Source organism: Fundidesulfovibrio sp. YSD1 (genome assembly GCF_055397115.1).
The window spans coordinates 3,089,285-3,106,919 of the sequence record NZ_AP043666.1; the positions used below are offsets into that span (position 1 = coordinate 3,089,285).

The window sequence follows — 17,635 nt, forward strand, 5'->3', positions numbered from 1 at the left end:
GTTTTCCGGGATATTTTTCCTTGTCTGGCGGGCTGAGGAGAAGGGCCGGGAGGCGGCGTTGCGTCGCGGTTGCAGTGCGCGCCGCGCATGCTGGACGTTCTTTTGTTGAAAAAACGATGCGGCGCGGGTATTCCGGGAGCATCCTCAGAAGCGTCCCGTGGCCGCATCGCGCCGCCCCGGGCCTTTTCACCTTCCAGGCGCCCGGCGCACCATGCCGGCCTGGGCGCGCTCAACGGACGGCAAGCATGTGGTATAAAGAGACGATCATCTACGAACTGCACGTGCGCTCTTTCGCCGACGGCGATGGGGACGGCGTGGGCGACTTCAAGGGCCTCACTTCGAGGCTCGACTATCTGGAACGCCTGGGCGTGGGGGCCTTGTGGCTCCTGCCGTTCTACCCCTCGCCCTTGCGCGACGACGGCTACGACACCGCGGACTACACCTCCGTGCACCCCGACTACGGCAACCTGGCCTCGTTCAGGCGCTTTTTGCGCGAGGCCCACGCCAGGGGCATGCGCGTGATCACCGAGCTCGTGCTCAACCACACCTCGGACCAGCACCCCTGGTTCCAGCGCGCCCGCCGCGCCCGGCCGGGCAGCGTGGCCAGGGACTTCTACGTGTGGAGCGACACCCCGGACAAGTACCGGCAGGCGCGGATAATATTCAAGGATTTCGAGCATTCGAACTGGACGTGGGACCCGGTGGCCAAGGCCTACTACTGGCACCGCTTCTACTCCCACCAGCCCGACCTCAACTTCGACAACCCGGCCGTGCGCAAGGCCATGCTCAAGGTGATGGACCACTGGTTCTCCATGGGCGTGGACGGCCTGCGCCTGGACGCCGTGCCCTACCTCTTCGAGCGCGCGGGCACCAACTGCGAGAACCTCCCCGAGACGCACGCCTTCCTCAAGGAGCTGCGCGCCTACGTGGACGCGAAATATCCGGGCAGGATGCTCCTGGCCGAAGCCAACCAATGGCCCGAGGACGCCGTGCACTACTTCGGCGACGGCGACGAATGCCACATGGCCTTCCACTTCCCGGTGATGCCGCGCATCTTCATGGCCCTGCAGATGGAGGACCGCCACCCCGTGGTGGACATCCTGGAGCAGACCCCGCCCATCCCGGAATCCGCCCAGTGGGCCATGTTCCTGCGCAACCACGACGAGCTGACCCTGGAGATGGTCAGCGACGAGGAGCGCGACTACATGTACCGGGCCTACGCCCGAGACTCCAAGGCGCGCATCAACCTGGGCATCCGCCGCCGCCTGGCCCCGCTCATGCAGAACAACCGCCGCCGCATGGAGGTGATAAACTTCCTGCTGTTCTCGTTCCCGGGCACGCCCATCATCTACTACGGCGACGAACTGGGCATGGGCGATAACTACCACCTGGGCGACCGCAACGGCGTGCGCACGCCCATGCAGTGGAGCCCGGACCGCAACGCGGGCTTTTCGCGGGCCAACCCGCAATCGCTCTTTTTGCCGGTGGTCATCGACCCGGAGTACCACTACGAGGTGGTCAACGTGGAGACCCAGGAGCGAAACCCCACCTCGCTCCTGTGGTGGATGCGCAGGCTTGTGGCCACGTACAAGTCCCAGCCCGCGCTGGGCAGGGGCAGGCTCGAATTCGTGCGCGGGGAGAACACCCGGGTGCTGGCCTTCCTGCGCATCCACGAAGACGAGATCGTGCTCGTGCTGGTGAACCTCTCGCGCTTCGCCCAGGCCGCGCGCCTGGACCTCTCGGCCCACGCCGGGTTCGTCCCGGTGGACGTGTTCGGCGGCTCGCGCTTCCCCGAGATCGGGCAGACGCCCTACCTCTTCACCCTTGGGCCCCACGACCACTTCTGGCTGCGCCTGGAACCGGCCGCCGCCCTGGCCGCCCAGGCCGAGGCGCGCCGAACCCCGGTGGCGCACGTCAGGGCGGGCAAGGGCACCCTGCGCGAGGCCATGGACGCGGCCGTCAAGGACGTCTGCCCGCACCTGATGGCCCTCGGCTGGCCGGGCGACGTGGCCTCCGAGCCCCCGCGCGAGGTCAGGCTCCTGGACCGCTGCCCCCTGGGCGGACAGGACCCGGGGACGGAGCTCATCCTGGCCGAGGGCCTGCACGGGCAGGACCCCATGGTCACGCACCTCTTGCTCTCCGAACCCGTGACCGGCGAGCGCCTGGAGGACCTGGCCGCGCGCGACCCGGGCCGGATCGCCGTGCGCGTGTCCGGCGGGCCCGAGCCCATGGGCGTGGTTTCCGGGCTCTCCCAGGCCGGGCCGGTATCGCGGCTGGTGGCCTTCATGGCCTCCGGGCGCAGGCGCAGGGGGATTTCCGGCGATTTCACCGGCGAGGCCTTTGCCGTGCGCGCCATGCGCCAGCTCTCCAGGCTGCCGGAGGAGCGCTACAGGCTCATGCGCGGCACCAGCCGGGCCGTGTGCTGGGTGCTGGACGACGCCTGCATGGTGAAGATATTCCGCCGCCCAGAGGAAGGGCAAAGCCAGGACCTGGAACTCCTGCAGGCCCTGGGCAAGGCCCGCTTCCCGGGCATCCCCAAGCTGTTCGGCACCCTGGCCTACGCCGACGGGCACGGCTCCATGACCCTGGCCCTGGCCAGGGAGTTCGTGCAGGGCGCCGAGGACGGCCGCGCCTTCACGGCCCAGGCCGTGGCCAGCTTTTTCGAGCGCGTGCTGGCCTCGGGCGAGCCCGCCCCGGACTCGGAGAACCTCGGCCCCAGGACCCCGCCGGAACCGACCCCGGCCCAGGCCGAGCTCATGGGCGAATACGTGCTGGAGTTCTTCCGGGGACTGGGCGCGCGCACGGCCGAGCTGCACAAGGCCCTGGCGGGCCTGCCGGGCCAGGCCTTCGCGCCCGAGCCCTTCACCAAGCTCTACCTGCGCGCCAGCTACCAGAGCATGCGCAACATGGCCCACAAGGCGTCCCTGGCCGTGGGCTCCTGCACGGGCGGACTTCTCCCGGACGGCGCGGAGCTGCCCCTACGGGCGGTGCTCGGGCGCTTCGGCGCGCTCACGGGGCTCGCGCCCTCGGGACAGCGCATCCGCATCCACGGCGACTTCGGGCTTACGAACGTGCTGCGCCGGGGCAAGGACATCCTCTTCTGCGACTTCGACGGCGACGCGCGCCTGCCCCTGGGCGAGCGGGTGATCAAGCGCTCGCCCCTGCGGGACGTGGCGGGCATGACCGTGTCCATCTTCCTGGAAGCCTCCCGGGCCATGCGCCGCGAGCGCGAGCGCAACCCCAAGGACGCCGAGGGCCTGGGGCCGTGGCTCTCGCTGTGGCGCTGGAGCGCCTGCCACGCCTTCGTGCGCTCCTACCTGGACGCGGACGCCCGTTCGGCGCGCCTGCCCAGGGAGCCCCGGGACGCGCAAAGGCTTCTGGAGCTCTTCCTGCTCGAGCAGCTGCTCAGGCAGCTCGTCAGGGAGATCGACGACGCCGGGCAGGACGCGGCCATGCTTCTGGACCTGGTGGGCTCGTACCTGCGGGTGTTCCCGGAGAAGGAATGATCGTTTCGATTACAGAATCGAAAGAGACGATCACGGGTTTGCGTAATTTGTCAAATGAACCGGACGTGCCGGAAGGGCTTGCCTGCGCTGGACGATGCGGTTAACTGCGGCCATTCGCAGGGGGCTCGGGCGCGGACGATGCGCGCGCCCCCGGGGAGACACACATGCGCGAGAAATTCCTCGAACACCTGAAGGGCACGGTGGACCAGATCCGAGCGGACGGCTTCTACAAGCCCGAGCGCGTCATCGCGAGCCCCCAGTCCTCCGAGATCCGCCTGGAGGGCGGGGCGGGAGTGCTCAACTTCTGCGCCAACAACTACCTGGGCCTGGCCGACGACCCCCGCCTGATCCAGGCGGCCAAGGACGGCCTGGACCGCTGGGGCTTCGGCATGGCCTCGGTGCGCTTCATCTGCGGCACCCAGACCGTGCACAAGAAGCTGGAGGCCGACCTGACGGCCTTTTTGGGCACCGGGGACACCATCCTCTATTCGAGCTGCTTCGACGCCAACGGCGGGCTCTTCGAGACCATCCTGGGGCCCGAGGACGCGGTGATCTCCGACGAGCTCAACCACGCATCCATCATCGACGGCATCCGCCTGTGCAAGGCCAAGCGCTTCCGCTACGCCAACAACGACATGGCCGATCTGGAAGCCAAGCTCAAGCAGGCCGACGCCGAGGGCGCGCGGTTCAAGCTCGTGGCCACGGACGGCGTGTTCTCCATGGACGGCATCATCGCGGACTTGGCTGGCGTGTGCGACCTGGCGGACCGTTACGGCGCGCTGGTCATGGTGGACGACTCCCACGCGGTGGGCTTCGTGGGCCAGGGCGGGCGCGGCTCCATCGAGCACTGCGGGGTCATGGGCCGCGTGGACGTGATCACCGGCACCCTGGGCAAGGCCCTGGGCGGGGCCTCGGGCGGGTTCACGTCCGGGCGCAAGGAGATCGTGGACATCCTGCGCCAGCGCTCCAGACCGTATCTTTTCTCCAACACCCTGTCCCCGTCCATCGCGGCGGCCTCGGTGGAGGTGCTGAAGCTTTTGGCCGGGGAAGAGGGCTCGGAACTTCGCGCGCGCGTGCGCTCCAACGCCGCGCGCTTCCGCGCCGGGATGCAGGCCCTCGGCTTCACCCTGGCCGGGGAGGGCCACCCGATCATCCCCGTGATGCTCGGGGACGCGGCCCTGGCCGCGCGCATGGCCGAGCAACTGCTCAAGGAGGGCGTGTACGTCATCGGCTTCTCCTACCCCGTGGTGCCCAAGGGCAGGGCGCGCATCCGCACGCAGATGAGCGCGGCCCACACCCCCGAACAGGTCGACCGCTGCGTCGAGGCCTTCGCCAAGGTGGGCAGGGCGCTCGGCGCGATCAAATAAAAAAACGCAATATTGGAAACGAACATATGAGAGCATTGGCGAAGACCGAGGCCGGACCCGGGCTCAAGCTCATCCGCACCGCGAAACCCGAGGTCGGGCACAACGACGTGCTGATAAAAATCCGCAAGACCGCCATCTGCGGCACGGACGTGCACATCTGGAAATGGGACGAGTGGGCCCAGAAGACCATCCCCGTGCCCATGCACGTGGGCCACGAGTTCGTGGGCGAGGTGGTGGCCATGGGCCAGGAGGTGCGCGGCTTCTCGATCGGAGACCGCGTGTCCGGAGAGGGCCACGTCACCTGCGGGTTCTGCCGCAACTGCCGCGCCGGGCGCAGGCACCTGTGCCGCAACACCGTGGGCGTGGGCGTGAACCGCCCGGGGTGTTTCGCGGACTACCTCTCCATCCCGGCCTTCAACGCGTTCAAGATCCCGGTAGACATCGAGGACGACCTGGCCGCCATCTTCGACCCCTTCGGCAACGCCGTGCATACGGCCCTCTCCTTCGATCTGGCGGGCGAGGACGTGCTGATCACGGGCGCGGGGCCCATAGGCATCATGGGCGCGGCCATCGCCCGGCACGTTGGCGCGCGCCACGTGGTGATCACCGACGTCAACGACTACCGCCTGGACCTGGCCCGCAAGATGGGGGCCACCAGGGCCGTGAACGTCTCGCGCGAGAAGCTCGCAGACGTGATGGCGGAACTCAAGATGACCGAGGGCTTCGACGTGGGCCTGGAGATGTCCGGCGCGCCGCAGGCCTTCGCGGACATGCTCAGGCACATGAACCACGGCGGGCGCGTGGCGCTTCTCGGCATCCCGCCCTCGGACACCCGCATCGACTGGAACGACGTGATCTTCAAGGGCCTCGTCATCAAGGGCATCTACGGCCGCGAGATGTTCGAGAGCTGGTACAAGATGACGGCCATGCTCCAGAGCGGTCTGGACATCCGCCCCGTGATCACCCACCACTTCCCGGTGGAGGAGTTCCAGAAGGGCTTCGAGGTGATGATGAGCGGGGCCAGCGGCAAGGTCATCCTGGACTGGGGCGCGTAAGGCGTCGATCGCGTTTCGAGCGGGGCGGGTCCGGCATGCGCCGGCCTCGTCCCGCGCTTCCGGTTCCTCCCCCCGCGCCTTCGCAACTCCCTCGAATCCCGGCCGATCGTCCCGAATCCCGCCCCGCCTCCGCCACCTGCCGATTCGGCCGGTCCGTTTTGCACATTTGTCGATTTTATTGTTGTTGACAAAATTACTCTGGAAGTCTAGACCGCAGCGAAATCAATCACGACGTTTCACTGAGAGAAACACTTCGCTTCGCGAACAACCGCGCCAGGCCTGCCAGGCAGACCACGCGAAAGCCGTCAGGAGAGTTTAGGTGAAGGGCAAGGACAACGCCTCCGAAACGCTCGCCAAGGGTCTTCGCATTCTGGATATCTTCGGCCTGGGCGACGCCGGCTTCACCCTGAGCCAGATCGCGGCCAGGGTGGGCCTGAACAAGACCTCCGTCTACCGCTACGTCAACACCTTCCGCGAGCTGGGCTACCTGCGCCGCGACGAGCGCACCGGGCTCTACCACCTGGGCGTGCGCTCGCTCTCGCTGGCCCACGCCATCATGGAAAAGAGCGAGATGATCAAGCAGGTGAAGCCCTTCGTGGAGGAGGCCTTCCGCAAGCACGGCGTGCACGTGGACGTGGGCATCCTCTCGGGCGACGCCATCTACCTGATCTATCGCCACGAATCCAAGGACACCTCGGTGTTCCGCTCCTTCAGCTACTCCTCCGAGCCCTACTACCTGGCCACGGGCAAGGCGGCCATGGCCTTCATGGAGCCCGCCGACCTGGACGGCTTCATGGACAGGCTGGCGCTCTCGCCCAAGACCGAGCGGACCATCGTGGACAGGACCGAACTCGCCTCGGAGCTGAAAAAGGCCCGCGAGCAGGGCTACGCCGTGAACAACGAGGAGTTCGTGCCCGGGCTCATCGCCATCGGCGCGCCGCTTTTCTCGCTGCGCACGGGCAAGGTGGTGGGCGGGGTGAGCTTCGACTCCACCACGGACCAGTACTCCATGAAGGAGTTCGAGGCGCGCTTCTCGGGCTACCTGGTGGAGCTGGCCAAGAAGATTTCGGCGGTGGTCACGCTCTAGCGCCGCCAGCCTCGGGTACGCAACTCATCCGGCCGTCCCGCAGGTGCGGGGCGACAGGCCGGTAAACGCAAACATGGAGGGAGTCGATGAAAAGGATTCTTGCTCTGTGCATGGCCATGATCTTCGCCTTCGCGGGCATGGCCTGGGCCGCGGACGACACCGTCCGCATCGGCGTGTTCCTGCCCCTGACCGGCCAGAACGCCTTCGGCGGCCAGCTCGAACTCGAGGGTGTGCAGTTGGCCCACAAGGAAGCCGGAACCGTCCTCGGCAAGAAGGTCGAGCTGTTCGTGGTGGACAACAAGTCCGACAAGGTCGAGGCCGCCAACGCCACCAAGCGCCTGATCGAGAAGGAGAAAGTCCAGGCCATCATCGGCACCTACGGTTCCTCCCTGGCCATGGCCGGCGGCGAGAACTCCGAAAAGGCCGGCATCCCCCAGGTCGGCACCAGCTGCACCAACCCCCTGGTGACCCAGGGCAAGAAGTACATCTTCCGCGTGTGCTTCATCGACCCCCTGCAGGGCGCCGGCGCCGCCACCTACGCCTACAAGACCCTGGGCCTGAAGAAGGCCGCCATGCTGGTCGACGTGGCCAGCGACTACGCCGTGGGCCTCTCCAGCTTCTTCAAGAAGTCCTTCACCAAGATGGGCGGCCAGGTCGTGGCCACCCTGAACTACCAGTCCGGCGACCAGGACTTCACCGCCCAGCTGACCAAGATCATCGCCGAGAAGCCTGACGTCCTGTTCATCCCCTCCTACTTCGCCGAGGGCGCCATCATCATGAAGCAGGCCAGGGAACTGGGCGCCACCTTCAAGATCATGGGCGGCGACGCCATGGACAACCCGGAGATCACCAAGATCGGTGGCAAGGCCGTGGAAGGCTTCGTGCAGACCACGTTCCCCTACCATCCGGAGATGAAGGAGATGAACGCCACGGCCAAGAAGTTCACCGAGGAGTGGAAGAAGGCTTACCCCTCCAAGGAGCCCAACGTGAACGCGGCCCTGGGCTACGACGCCTACATGATCATCATCGACGCCATCAAGCGCGCCAATTCCGCCGACCCCGCCGCCATCACCAAGGCCCTGGCCGAGACCAAGGGCTTCCCCGGCGTCACCGGCTCCACCACCATCAACGAGACCCACGACGCCGTGAAGCCTGTCGGCCTGCTCGAGATCAAGGACGGCAAGAACACCTACGTGGGCGAAATCGCTCCCGAGCTGTAAGCGTAAGCTGTCAGCGACTCATTCGACGATCAAGGGCGGGGATCCCGTAAGGATCCCCGCCCATTCCCCCGGCACTGCAAAAGGACTTTCCCATGAATGTTGAAACCTTCATTCAGCACTCCCTCAACAGCCTGACCCTGGGAAGCCTGTACGCGCTCATCGCCATCGGCTACACCATGGTCTACGGCATCCTGCGCCTGATCAACTTCGCCCACAGCGAAATCTTCATGATCGGTGCGTATTTCGTGTTCTGGGGAGTCACCTTGACGGTGCTGCCCTGGCCGCTGGTCATCGTCTTGTCCATCCTGCTCACCGCCGGAGTGGGCATCATGGTGGACCGCGTGGCCTACCGGCCCCTGCGCGACGCTCCGCGCATCTCGGCGCTGATAAGCTCCATCGGCGTCTCATTTTTCCTGCAGAACGTGTGCGTCGTCTTCTTCCAGGCCATCCCCCGCGCCGTGTACCGGCCCGATTGGATGGAACAGCCACTGTTAGTGGGCAACGTGCGCATCCTGCCCATCACGCTTTTCGTGCCGGTGCTCTCGGTGCTCCTGATGCTTGGGCTCATGTACATCGTCTACCGCACCAAGACGGGCCTCGGCATGCGCGCCATCAGCAAGGACATCGAGACCAGCTACCTGATGGGCGTGCCCGTCAACCGGATCATCGCCATCACCTTCGGCATCGGCTCCGCCCTGGCCGCGGCCAGCGGCATCATGTGGGCGCTCAGGTACCCGCAGCTCCAGCCGGTCATGGGGGCCATCCCCGGCTTCAAGGCGTTCATCGCGGCGGTGTTCGGCGGCATCGGCTCCATCCAGGGCGCGGTGGTCGGCGGCGTGACCCTGGGCTTCATCGAGATCATGACCGTGGCCTTCTTCCCGGACCTGGCGGGCTACCGCGACGCCTTCGCCTTCATCCTGCTCATAGGGGTCCTTTTGTTCAAACCCACCGGGCTCTTCGGTGAAAGAGCGGAGGACAAGGTCTGATGAACCGCGCAACCGCTTCCCTGCTCAACATCGCCTCGGTCGGCGCGCTGGGCCTGTTCATCTGGTGGGCCCAGGGCTCGCTGGACGGCTACAAGCTCCAGATCCTCAACCTGATCGCGGTGAACATCATCCTGGCGCTGTCCTTGAACCTGATCTACGGGTTCACGGGCATGTTCAGCCTCGGCCACGCCGGGTTCATGTGCATCGGGGCCTACGTCTGCTCCATCCTGATCATGTCGCCCGACCAGAAGGACATGCTCTTCATCCTGGGCGGCGCGCACGAGTGGGTGCTGAACGCCCAGGCCCCGTTCTTCGTGGCCGTGATCGCGGGCGGGCTCGTGGCGGCGCTGTTCGGCGCGCTGGTGGGCATCCCGCTCCTGAAGCTCGGCGACGACTACCTGGGCATCGCCACCCTGGGCTTCGCCGAGATCGTGCGCGTGCTGGCCACCAACCTGACCGGCATCACCAACGGCGCGCTCGGCTTCAAGGGCATCCCGGCCCATGCCGACCTGTGGTGGAACGCGGGCTGGATGCTGGTGACGCTCTACGTGATCGTGCGCCTGCTCAAGTCCAACACGGGCAACGTGCTCAAGGCCATCCGCGACGACGAAACCGCGGCCAAGGCCATGGGCGTGGACGTGTTCCGCTACAAGCTGCTCTCCTTCTCGGTGGGCTCGTTCTTCGCGGGAGTCGGCGGGGCGCTCCTGGCCAGCATGCTCACCACCATCGACCCCAAGATGTTCCTCTTCACGCTCACCTTCAACGTGCTCATGATCGTGGTCACGGGCGGCCTGGGCTCCATCACGGGCTCGGTGCTGGCGGGCATCGGCATCACGGTGCTCCTGGAGTGGCTGCGCGTGGTCGAGAACCCCATCAGCTTCGGCGGGTTCGAGATGGCGGGCATCCCGGGCATGCGCATGGTGGTGTTCTCGCTGGCGCTCATCGTGATCATCCTCTTCAGGCGCGAGGGCTTGATGGGCATGCGCGAGTTCTCCTGGCAAAACGTGGCGGGCGTGTTCGGCAAGGGAGGCAAGTCCAAATGAGCTCCGAGACGGTCCTGAAGGTCGAACAGCTGACCATGCGCTTCGGCGGCCTCACCGCCGTGAGCGAATTCAGCGCCGAGCTGCGCAAGGGCAGCATCTCCGGGCTCATCGGCCCCAACGGCGCGGGCAAGACCACCTGCTTCAACATGATCACGGGCTTCTACAAGCCCACCTCGGGCCGCTCCTTCTACAAGGGCCGGGAGATGACGGGGCTGCCCCCGCACCTGGTCTGCAAGGAGGGCATCGCGCGCACCTTCCAGAACATCCGCCTCTTCGGCAACGAGACCGTGCTCGAGAACGTGCTCATCGGCGGGCACCTGCGCCAGAAGACCAACTGGCTCCAGGCCGTGTTCTTCACGCCCGGCTACCTGAAGGAAGACGCGGCCATGCGCGAGACCGCCATGGAGCTCCTGGACGTGGTGGGCCTGGCGGGCCTTGCCGGGGAGAAGGCCGCGAGCCTGCCCTACGGCGCCCAGCGCCGCCTGGAGATCGCGCGCGCCCTGGCCACGCGCCCCGGGCTTCTGCTGCTGGACGAGCCCGCCGCGGGCATGAACCCCCAGGAGACGCAGGAGCTCATCCGCTTCATCCGCGACATCCGCGACCGCTTCGGGCTCACGGTGCTGCTCATCGAGCACGACATGAAGCTGGTCATGGAGATCTGCGAGAACCTCTGGGTCCTGGACTACGGCGTGACCATCGCGTCGGGGCCGCCGGAGGCCATCAAGTCCAACCCCAAGGTCATCGAGGCCTACCTGGGCGAGGAGGCCCATTGCGATGCTTGAGATAAAGGACCTCCACGTCCACTACGGCGGCATCCACGCGCTCAAGGGCATCTCGCTCACCGTGCCCAGGGGCGAGATCGTCACCCTGATCGGGGCCAACGGCGCGGGCAAGTCGAGCACGCTGCGGGCCATCGCCGGGCTCATCAAGAACAAGAAGGGCTCCATCACCTACGACGGCAAGGACATCGGCTCCGCGAGCCCCGTGGACGTGGTCAAGTCCGGCATCGTCATGTCCCCGGAGGGCAGGCGGATATTCCCGCACCTCACGGTGTACGAGAACCTGATGCTCGGGGCCTACAGCCGCGACGACAAGGACGGCATCGAGAAGGACATGGCCTGGGTGTTCGAGCTCTTCCCGCGCATGTTCGAGCGCAGGCAGCAGAAGGGCGGCACGCTCTCCGGCGGCGAGCAGCAGATGCTGGCCGTGGGGCGCGCGCTCATGAGCAAGCCCGAGCTGGTCATGCTCGACGAGCCGAGCCTCGGCCTGGCCCCGCTCCTGGTGCGCGACGTGTTCGAGATCATCAAGACCATCAACGCCAAGGGCATGACCGTGCTGCTCGTGGAGCAGAACGCCTTCGCCGCGCTCAAGGTGGCACACCGCGCCTACGTGCTGGAGACCGGCTCCATCGTGCTGGACGGCACGGGCGCGGAGCTCCTCAAGGACAAGCGCGTCTGCGAGGCCTACCTGGGCGGATGACCCCTGGCGGCCGCCCGGCCGCGATCCCGGCCGGGTACCGAGCGAACACGAGCCAAAAGGACGCGGCATGCCTCTCAAGAACTCAGCGGCCGAGCGGGCGCTCAAGCCGCACCGCATCGAGTCGGACTCGCTTGGCGAGGTGGTTGTCCCCCTGGGCGCGCTCTACGGCGTGCAGACCCAGCGCGCCATCGACAACTACCCCATCACCGGGGTGCGCATCTCGCACTACCCGGAGTTCATCAAGGCCCTGGCCGCCATCAAGAAGGCCTCGGCCATGGCCAACGAGCGCATGGGGCTTTTGGACCGCACGCGCTCGGACGCCATCTGCGAGGCCTGCGACGCCATCATGGCGGGCAAGCACCGGGGGCACTTCCGCGTGGACGTGATCCAGGGCGGGGCGGGCACCTCCAGCAACATGAACGCCAACGAGGTCATCGCCAACCTGGCGCTGGAGATCCTCGGGCGCCCCAGGGCGGACTACGCCTTCCTGCACCCCAACAACCACGTCAACCTCTCCCAGTCCACCAACGACGTCTACCCCTCGGCCATCCGCCTGACGCTCATCATCATGGGCAAGGCCCTGCACAAGGCCATGGGCCGCCTGAGCCAGGCCTTCGAGGCCAAGGCCGGCGAGTTCGCCCACGTGATCAAGATCGGGCGCACCCAGCTCCAGGACGCCGTGCCCATGACCCTGGGCCAGGAATTCAAGGCCTGGGCAGTCATGGTGGAGGAGGACCGCCAGCGCTTGCTGGAGGCCCTGGACCTGGTGCGCGAGATCAACCTGGGCGGCACGGCCATCGGCACGGGCATCAACGCCCCGCCCGAGTACGCGCCGCTGGTTGTGGCCCTGCTCACGCAGGTGGGCGGCCACAGGATGATCCTGGCCGAGAACCTGGTGGAGGCCACCCAGGACGCCGGGGCCTACGTGCAGTTCTCGGGCGTGCTCAAGCGCACGGCGGTGAAGCTCTCCAAGATCTGCAACGACCTGCGCCTGCTCTCCTCGGGGCCGCGCTGCGGGCTCGGGGAGATACGCCTGCCCGAGATGGCCCCGGGCTCGTCCATCATGCCCGGCAAGGTCAACCCGGTGATCCCCGAGGTGGTCAACCAGATCGCCTTCCAGGTCATCGGCTCGGACCTCACCGTGACCATGGCCGCCGAGGCCGGGCAGCTGGAGCTGAACGCCATGGAGCCGGTGCTGGCGCACAACCTGTTCAACTCGCTCATGCTCCTGCGCCGGGGCTGCCTGGTGCTGGCCGAGAAGTGCGTGGCCGGCATCGAGGCCGACGAGAAACGCTGCCGCGAGTACGTGGAGGCGAGCCTCGGCCTGGCCACGGCGCTCTGCCCCTACGTGGGCTACGACATGGCCGCCAAGGTGGCCAAGCACGCCGCCCGGACGGGCGCGGCCGTGCGCGAGGCCGCGCGCGAGCTCCTGGGCTGGGACGATGCGCGCCTGGACGAGGTGCTCGACCCCTCGGCCATGCTCAAGCCCACGGCCGCCAAAAAGGAATACGTCTGCTTCCTGCCGGGCGGGGAAGGGCAGGAAGCTTCGGCCGCGCAAGGCGCATGCAAGGAAGGACACGCGTGAAGATATCCATCTATTCCATGGGCGGAACCATCGACAAGGTCTACTTCGACGACCTCTCCGACTACGAGGTGGGCGAGCCCCAGGCGGGCGAGATCCTCAAGGAGGCCCACGTGGCCTTCGACTTCGAGGTCCGCGAGGTGCTGCGCAAGGACAGCCTGCACCTGACCGACGGGGACAGGGGGCTCCTGCGCTCGCTCATCGCCGCCGACCCCTGCCGCCACGTCATCGTGACCCACGGTACCGACACCATGACCGACACCGCCGCCGCGCTCTTCGGGCTGCCCGGCAAGGTGATCGTGTTCACCGGGGCCTTGAGCCCGGCGCGCTTCAAGGGCTCGGACGCCCCCTTCAACCTGGGCTGCGCCGTGGGCGCGGTGCAGAGCCTGAAGGAGGGCGTGTACATCGCCATGAGCGGGCAGGTGTTCGAGGCGGGCAAGGTGCGCAAGAATCGCGACGCCGGGCGCTTCGAGGCGGTCTGACGCCCGGGCTCTTTCCATCTTCCGGCGCTTTTTCGTTGCCAAGACCCGCAAAGTGTTTCACATGAGCCGGGCGTCCGTCCGCCGAGGCCACGGCAGGGCAGGGGCGGCGCTTTCATCACGCCAGGCGGCCCTGGTCCGGCCGCCGCGCAGGTCCCAAGGAGGCATCGCACGTGTACGAGTCCGCAGCACAATCGCTTCAAGCCAATCCCGGCTCCTGGCTGGTCACCGGCGCGGCCGGGTTCATCGGCTCCAACCTGGTCGAACGCCTGCTTTCGCTCGGCCAGAAAGTAACGGCCATGGACAACTTCGCCACCGGGCACCGGTCCAACATGGAGGCCGTACGCGCCCTGGTGGGCGAAGAGGCCTGGAAGCGCCTGCGCTTCGTCGAGGGCGACATCCGCGACCCCGAGGCCTGCAAGGACGCCTGCTCCGGCGTCTCCTACGTGCTGCACCAGGCCGCCCTGGGCAGCGTGCCGCGCTCCATCGAGGACCCGGTGACCACCGACGCCGTGAACACCGGCGGCTTCGTGGCCATGCTCACGGCGGCCAAGGACGCCGGGGTGAAGCGTTTCGTGTACGCCTCGTCCAGCTCCGTCTACGGCGACCACCCCGAGCTGCCCAAGTTCGAGGAACGCATCGGCAACCAGCTCTCGCCCTACGCCGTGACCAAGTACGCCAACGAGCTCTACGCGAGCGTGTTCGGCTCCTGCTACGGCATGGAGGCCATCGGGCTTCGCTACTTCAACATCTTCGGCCCCCGCCAGGACCCCGAGGGGGCCTACGCGGCGGTCATCCCCAAGTGGTTCGACGCGCTCTTCACCGGCCAGACCGTGTTCATCAACGGCGACGGCGAGACCAGCCGCGACTTCTGCCACGTGGAGAACGCCGTGCGCGCCAACCTGCTGGCCGCGCTCACCAGCCGCCCCGGGGCCACGGGCAGGGCCTACAACGTGGCCTGCGCCGAGCGCACGACGCTCAATGAACTCTACGTGATGCTGCGCGAGCTGGTGGCAAGCCGCAAGCCCGAGGCGGCCTCGGCCGAGCCCACGCACCGCGCCGAGCGTGCGGGCGACGTGCGCCACTCCCTGGCCGACATCTCGGCCGCGCGGAACCTCCTGGGGTACGAGCCCGCCGTGCTGGTCAAGGAAGGTCTGGCCATGGCGGCCGAGTTCTACTTCGAGCAGAGCTCGAAGGCGTAAGCCTTCAGGATTTTTTGAAGTGGGGCGCTGCCCCACGCCCCGGCAGGGCTCCGCCCTGCACCCGCCGGGGGCAGGCATCTGCCCCCGGACCCCGCCTTTCCGCTTCGCTGGTATCACCCTTTGCCATGACATGCCGCCCGTCTGGAAGCGCGCTTCCCGGGCCTTGCCTCCGCCGCCTCGGGCGTGGCCTTTCTCATGCGCTCTGCTTCATTCATGAATTTTTTTTCATCTTGCGGCCCGGGCTCGGCCGGGCCGCGCCAAATTGCCGGAAGCACGGCACTCTCGCGCTTCTCTCCGGTGGCGGGTGGATGACTCCATGTGTTCTCAAACAATCATGATTTGTAATATACTGCTTGCATTGACGGCTGATTCCTTGTTAGGAATATTTCATGGCAAACCGCGAAAGCCCCACCGTCCGCCAAGGAAACGAGCCTGAAACGGCCCGCCCGCCGGCGGAGGCAAGGCCCAGGAGGGCCGTTTCCTAGGCGAGTGGGGGGGCGGGAGATTTTCTAATCCGCTTGGGTTTGGCCGGGAAAAGTGTTAGAAGCCGGGTACCTCTCACGAGGGAAGCCCCTGTTACGGTAGGAAAAGCAGGACCACATACAATTTCACAAGGAGCGCAAGATGTCTGACAAACAGGCCCGCAAGGAAAAGGTCATCGAGGCCCTGAACACCGCCCGCGGCATGGAACTCCACGCCATCAGCCAGTACATGAACCAGCACTACAACCTGGACAGCATGGACTACGGCGAGCTGGCCAAGAACATGAAGCTCATCGCCATCGACGAGATGCGCCACGCCGAGATGTTCGCCGAGCGCGTCAAGGAACTGGGCGGAGAGCCCGTGTCCTCGGCCCCCGGAAAGGTGGAGAAGGGCCAGGACGTGAAGGTCATCTATCCCTTCGACTCGGGCCTCGAGGACGACACCATCGACCAGTACAACAAGTTCCTGAACGTCTGCCGCGAGAACGGCGACAGCATCAGCGCCAAGCTCTTCGAGACCATCATCGACGAGGAGCAGGCTCACTTCAACTACTTCGACAACGTTGACGGCCACATCAAGTCCCTGGGCGACACCTACCTCTCCAAGATCGCCGGCACCCCCGCCTCCACGGGCGGCACCACCAAGGGCTTCGTCATCGGCGGCGGCGCGTAAGCCCCCGCCGGCCACGACCGCAAGGCCCCGCCCGGAGCGCGCTCCGGGCGGGGCCTTTTGCGTGCGGCTTCCTTGCGCGGGGCATGAACCGGGCACGCGTAGCGAACCGGATAAGGTCGCGCGCCCGGTCCGGCTCAGGCCTTTTGGCCCCCCACGACGTAGACCGGGTCGCTGGTCCAGGTCTTGCCCACGTGCGGATCTTCGGCGGGGCGCCACCAGTTGCGCACGCTCTTCGTCCACAGGCTGGTGAAGCCGCCATCTTGCAGGAAAAGGTCCAGCACGAAACCCATGCGTTCGAACTCGTGCAGGTCCAGCCAGAGGGCGACGGTCTTGGTGGGAAACCAGCGATTGGAGAATCCGACCATCAGCTGGCCGCCGGGCTTGAGCACTCGCCGCGCCTCGCGCAGCACCGCGCCGGGGCGGGCCAGGTACTCGATGGAGAGCGAGAGCGTGGCGGCGTCGAAGCTGTGGTCCGCGAAGGGCAGGGTGGGGTTCGCGTTGAGGTCCTGGACGACGTGGCGCGCCAGCGCCTGGTTGGCGCGCATCTCCTCGGCGTTGAGGCCCAGGCCCGTCACGTCCAGGGCGAGCCCGTCAGGCAGATGCGAGTGCACGGAGGACATCAGGTCGAGCACCGTGGATTCCGGGCCCAGGCTCGCGGCGTAGATGTCCCGCAGGTGCGCGGAGGCTGTCTTGTCCATGTGGGCCACGAGCCGTGGCGCGGCGTGGAAGAGGGTATCCGGGGATTCGTCCAGGCGGGAGAATCCGCCCTCGCCGGCGAAACAGGTCGGGCGGCCATCAGCCACGCGGACCTGCATGCCCGGGCCGAAGTCGCAGATCTCCTCGATCCAGCAGGAGAGTCTGCCCCCGGTGTCGGACGCCTTGGCCGCCACTTCGGCCACCCGGGCCTCAAGGGTAAAGGCCCGCCCGGCCATGGGGTGGTTGAGGTCGAGGACGATCCTGTCTTCGGAGGCGTCCAGGACCCGCGCAGGGCGCGCGTCCTGCGGGAAAACGCCCGGAAGCGAGTGAAAGAGCCCGCGCGGGTAGAAACGCCCGCGCTCGAGCGTTACCATCCGGCCCGCCACCACGGGGGGGACGGGCAGCGCGGCCGGGACGCTGGCCAGGAGCGAGGCGTCCCGGCTCGGAAGGGCCTCGCCCGGCTCGTAATCCATGCGGGCCGAGCCCCCGGGGCCAAGCCCCTCGAGCGCCTCCCTGAAGCCGGGGGGGAACAGGTCCCGCCAGGGGTTGACCTTGCGCGCCAGGAAGCGCTCCTCGTGGAGGGCTTCGGCGCTTTGCCAGGAAAGGGTGAAATCGAGCACCGCGAACGTGTTGTCGGATATGGGCGCCAAACTCTCCTTCTTTGCTCACCCTGGATTGGGTTCGAGGTTCACGCGGCCCGGCCATGGCCCGCTCCATCTTGCTTGATATAACCCCTTGCACCGTATTGTCAAAAATGCCGGAGGGCGTGGAACTTCTG

General features: G+C 66.8%; 14 protein-coding genes. 13 read left to right on the forward strand and 1 reads right to left on the reverse strand.

Going from position 1 to position 17,635, the window contains the following annotated elements; translation table 11 throughout:
* Positions 1 to 245 precede the first annotated feature (245 nt).
* The 13 genes from treS (at position 246) to ACZ5V4_RS14460 (ending at position 16,161) form a co-directional block, all read left to right on the forward strand.
* The gene (gene treS, locus ACZ5V4_RS14400; RefSeq protein WP_464315557.1) at positions 246 to 3,506 is read left to right on the forward strand and encodes a maltose alpha-D-glucosyltransferase; all 3,261 of its coding nucleotides are present in this window, start codon (positions 246 to 248) and stop codon (positions 3,504 to 3,506) included.
* A 164-nt stretch (positions 3,507 to 3,670) separates the two neighbouring features.
* Positions 3,671 to 4,873 carry a glycine C-acetyltransferase gene (locus ACZ5V4_RS14405; RefSeq protein ID WP_464315558.1) on the forward strand — a complete coding sequence of 401 codons (1,203 nt, stop codon included), beginning with the start codon at positions 3,671 to 3,673 and terminating at the stop codon, positions 4,871 to 4,873.
* A gap of 26 nt (positions 4,874 to 4,899) precedes the next feature.
* Positions 4,900 to 5,928: an L-threonine 3-dehydrogenase gene (tdh, locus tag ACZ5V4_RS14410; RefSeq protein ID WP_464315559.1), complete on the forward strand. Its 1,029-nt coding sequence runs from the start codon at positions 4,900 to 4,902 to the stop codon at positions 5,926 to 5,928.
* A 319-nt stretch (positions 5,929 to 6,247) separates the two neighbouring features.
* Positions 6,248 to 7,015 (forward strand): IclR family transcriptional regulator, encoded by a 768-nt coding sequence (locus ACZ5V4_RS14415; protein WP_464315560.1) that lies wholly within the window; start codon positions 6,248 to 6,250, stop codon positions 7,013 to 7,015.
* 86 nt (positions 7,016 to 7,101) lie between these two features.
* Entirely contained in the window at positions 7,102 to 8,235 is a 1,134-nt protein-coding gene (locus ACZ5V4_RS14420) for an ABC transporter substrate-binding protein (protein ID WP_464315561.1), read from the forward strand.
* A gap of 92 nt (positions 8,236 to 8,327) precedes the next feature.
* Positions 8,328 to 9,221: a branched-chain amino acid ABC transporter permease gene (locus ACZ5V4_RS14425; protein WP_464315562.1), complete on the forward strand. Its 894-nt coding sequence runs from the start codon at positions 8,328 to 8,330 to the stop codon at positions 9,219 to 9,221.
* On the forward strand, positions 9,221 to 10,264 hold the full coding sequence (locus ACZ5V4_RS14430; RefSeq protein ID WP_464315563.1) for a branched-chain amino acid ABC transporter permease: 1,044 nt from the start codon (positions 9,221 to 9,223) through the stop codon (positions 10,262 to 10,264). Before ACZ5V4_RS14425 ends, ACZ5V4_RS14430 begins: the two co-directional genes overlap by 1 nt.
* Positions 10,261 to 11,046 (forward strand): ABC transporter ATP-binding protein, encoded by a 786-nt coding sequence (locus tag ACZ5V4_RS14435; RefSeq protein ID WP_464315564.1) that lies wholly within the window; start codon positions 10,261 to 10,263, stop codon positions 11,044 to 11,046. The genes ACZ5V4_RS14430 and ACZ5V4_RS14435 overlap by 4 nt, the downstream gene beginning before the upstream one ends.
* Positions 11,039 to 11,743 carry an ABC transporter ATP-binding protein gene (locus tag ACZ5V4_RS14440; RefSeq protein ID WP_464315565.1) on the forward strand — a complete coding sequence of 235 codons (705 nt, stop codon included), beginning with the start codon at positions 11,039 to 11,041 and terminating at the stop codon, positions 11,741 to 11,743. Before ACZ5V4_RS14435 ends, ACZ5V4_RS14440 begins: the two co-directional genes overlap by 8 nt.
* A 67-nt stretch (positions 11,744 to 11,810) precedes the next feature.
* Positions 11,811 to 13,328 carry an aspartate ammonia-lyase gene (locus ACZ5V4_RS14445; RefSeq protein ID WP_464315566.1) on the forward strand — a complete coding sequence of 506 codons (1,518 nt, stop codon included), beginning with the start codon at positions 11,811 to 11,813 and terminating at the stop codon, positions 13,326 to 13,328.
* Entirely contained in the window at positions 13,325 to 13,807 is a 483-nt protein-coding gene (locus ACZ5V4_RS14450) for an asparaginase domain-containing protein (protein WP_464315567.1), read from the forward strand. Before ACZ5V4_RS14445 ends, ACZ5V4_RS14450 begins: the two co-directional genes overlap by 4 nt.
* A gap of 170 nt (positions 13,808 to 13,977) precedes the next feature.
* Positions 13,978 to 15,006 carry an SDR family oxidoreductase gene (locus ACZ5V4_RS14455; RefSeq protein WP_464315568.1) on the forward strand — a complete coding sequence of 343 codons (1,029 nt, stop codon included), beginning with the start codon at positions 13,978 to 13,980 and terminating at the stop codon, positions 15,004 to 15,006.
* A 624-nt stretch (positions 15,007 to 15,630) separates the two neighbouring features.
* The gene (locus tag ACZ5V4_RS14460; RefSeq protein WP_464315569.1) at positions 15,631 to 16,161 is read left to right on the forward strand and encodes a bacterioferritin; all 531 of its coding nucleotides are present in this window, start codon (positions 15,631 to 15,633) and stop codon (positions 16,159 to 16,161) included.
* Between the two features lie 134 nt (positions 16,162 to 16,295).
* Here the strand turns inward: ACZ5V4_RS14460 and ACZ5V4_RS14465 are convergent, their stop codons facing one another.
* Positions 16,296 to 17,507: a methyltransferase domain-containing protein gene (locus ACZ5V4_RS14465; RefSeq protein ID WP_464315570.1), complete on the reverse strand. Its 1,212-nt coding sequence runs from the start codon at positions 17,505 to 17,507 to the stop codon at positions 16,296 to 16,298.
* Positions 17,508 to 17,635 lie beyond the last annotated feature (128 nt).

Excerpts from the sequence above, each read along its gene's own strand:
- treS (WP_464315557.1), top strand. The coding sequence starts at position 246 with ATGTGGTATAAAGAGACGATCATCTACGAACTGCACGTGCGCTCTTTC.
- ACZ5V4_RS14405 (WP_464315558.1), top strand. The coding sequence starts at position 3,671 with ATGCGCGAGAAATTCCTCGAACACCTGAAGGGCACGGTGGACCAGATC.
- tdh (WP_464315559.1), top strand. The coding sequence starts at position 4,900 with ATGAGAGCATTGGCGAAGACCGAGGCCGGACCCGGGCTCAAGCTCATC.
- ACZ5V4_RS14420 (WP_464315561.1), top strand. The coding sequence starts at position 7,102 with ATGAAAAGGATTCTTGCTCTGTGCATGGCCATGATCTTCGCCTTCGCG.
- ACZ5V4_RS14425 (WP_464315562.1), top strand. The coding sequence starts at position 8,328 with ATGAATGTTGAAACCTTCATTCAGCACTCCCTCAACAGCCTGACCCTG.
- ACZ5V4_RS14430 (WP_464315563.1), top strand. The coding sequence starts at position 9,221 with ATGAACCGCGCAACCGCTTCCCTGCTCAACATCGCCTCGGTCGGCGCG.
- ACZ5V4_RS14435 (WP_464315564.1), top strand. The coding sequence starts at position 10,261 with ATGAGCTCCGAGACGGTCCTGAAGGTCGAACAGCTGACCATGCGCTTC.
- ACZ5V4_RS14440 (WP_464315565.1), top strand. The coding sequence starts at position 11,039 with ATGCTTGAGATAAAGGACCTCCACGTCCACTACGGCGGCATCCACGCG.
- ACZ5V4_RS14445 (WP_464315566.1), top strand. The coding sequence starts at position 11,811 with ATGCCTCTCAAGAACTCAGCGGCCGAGCGGGCGCTCAAGCCGCACCGC.
- ACZ5V4_RS14460 (WP_464315569.1), top strand. The coding sequence starts at position 15,631 with ATGTCTGACAAACAGGCCCGCAAGGAAAAGGTCATCGAGGCCCTGAAC.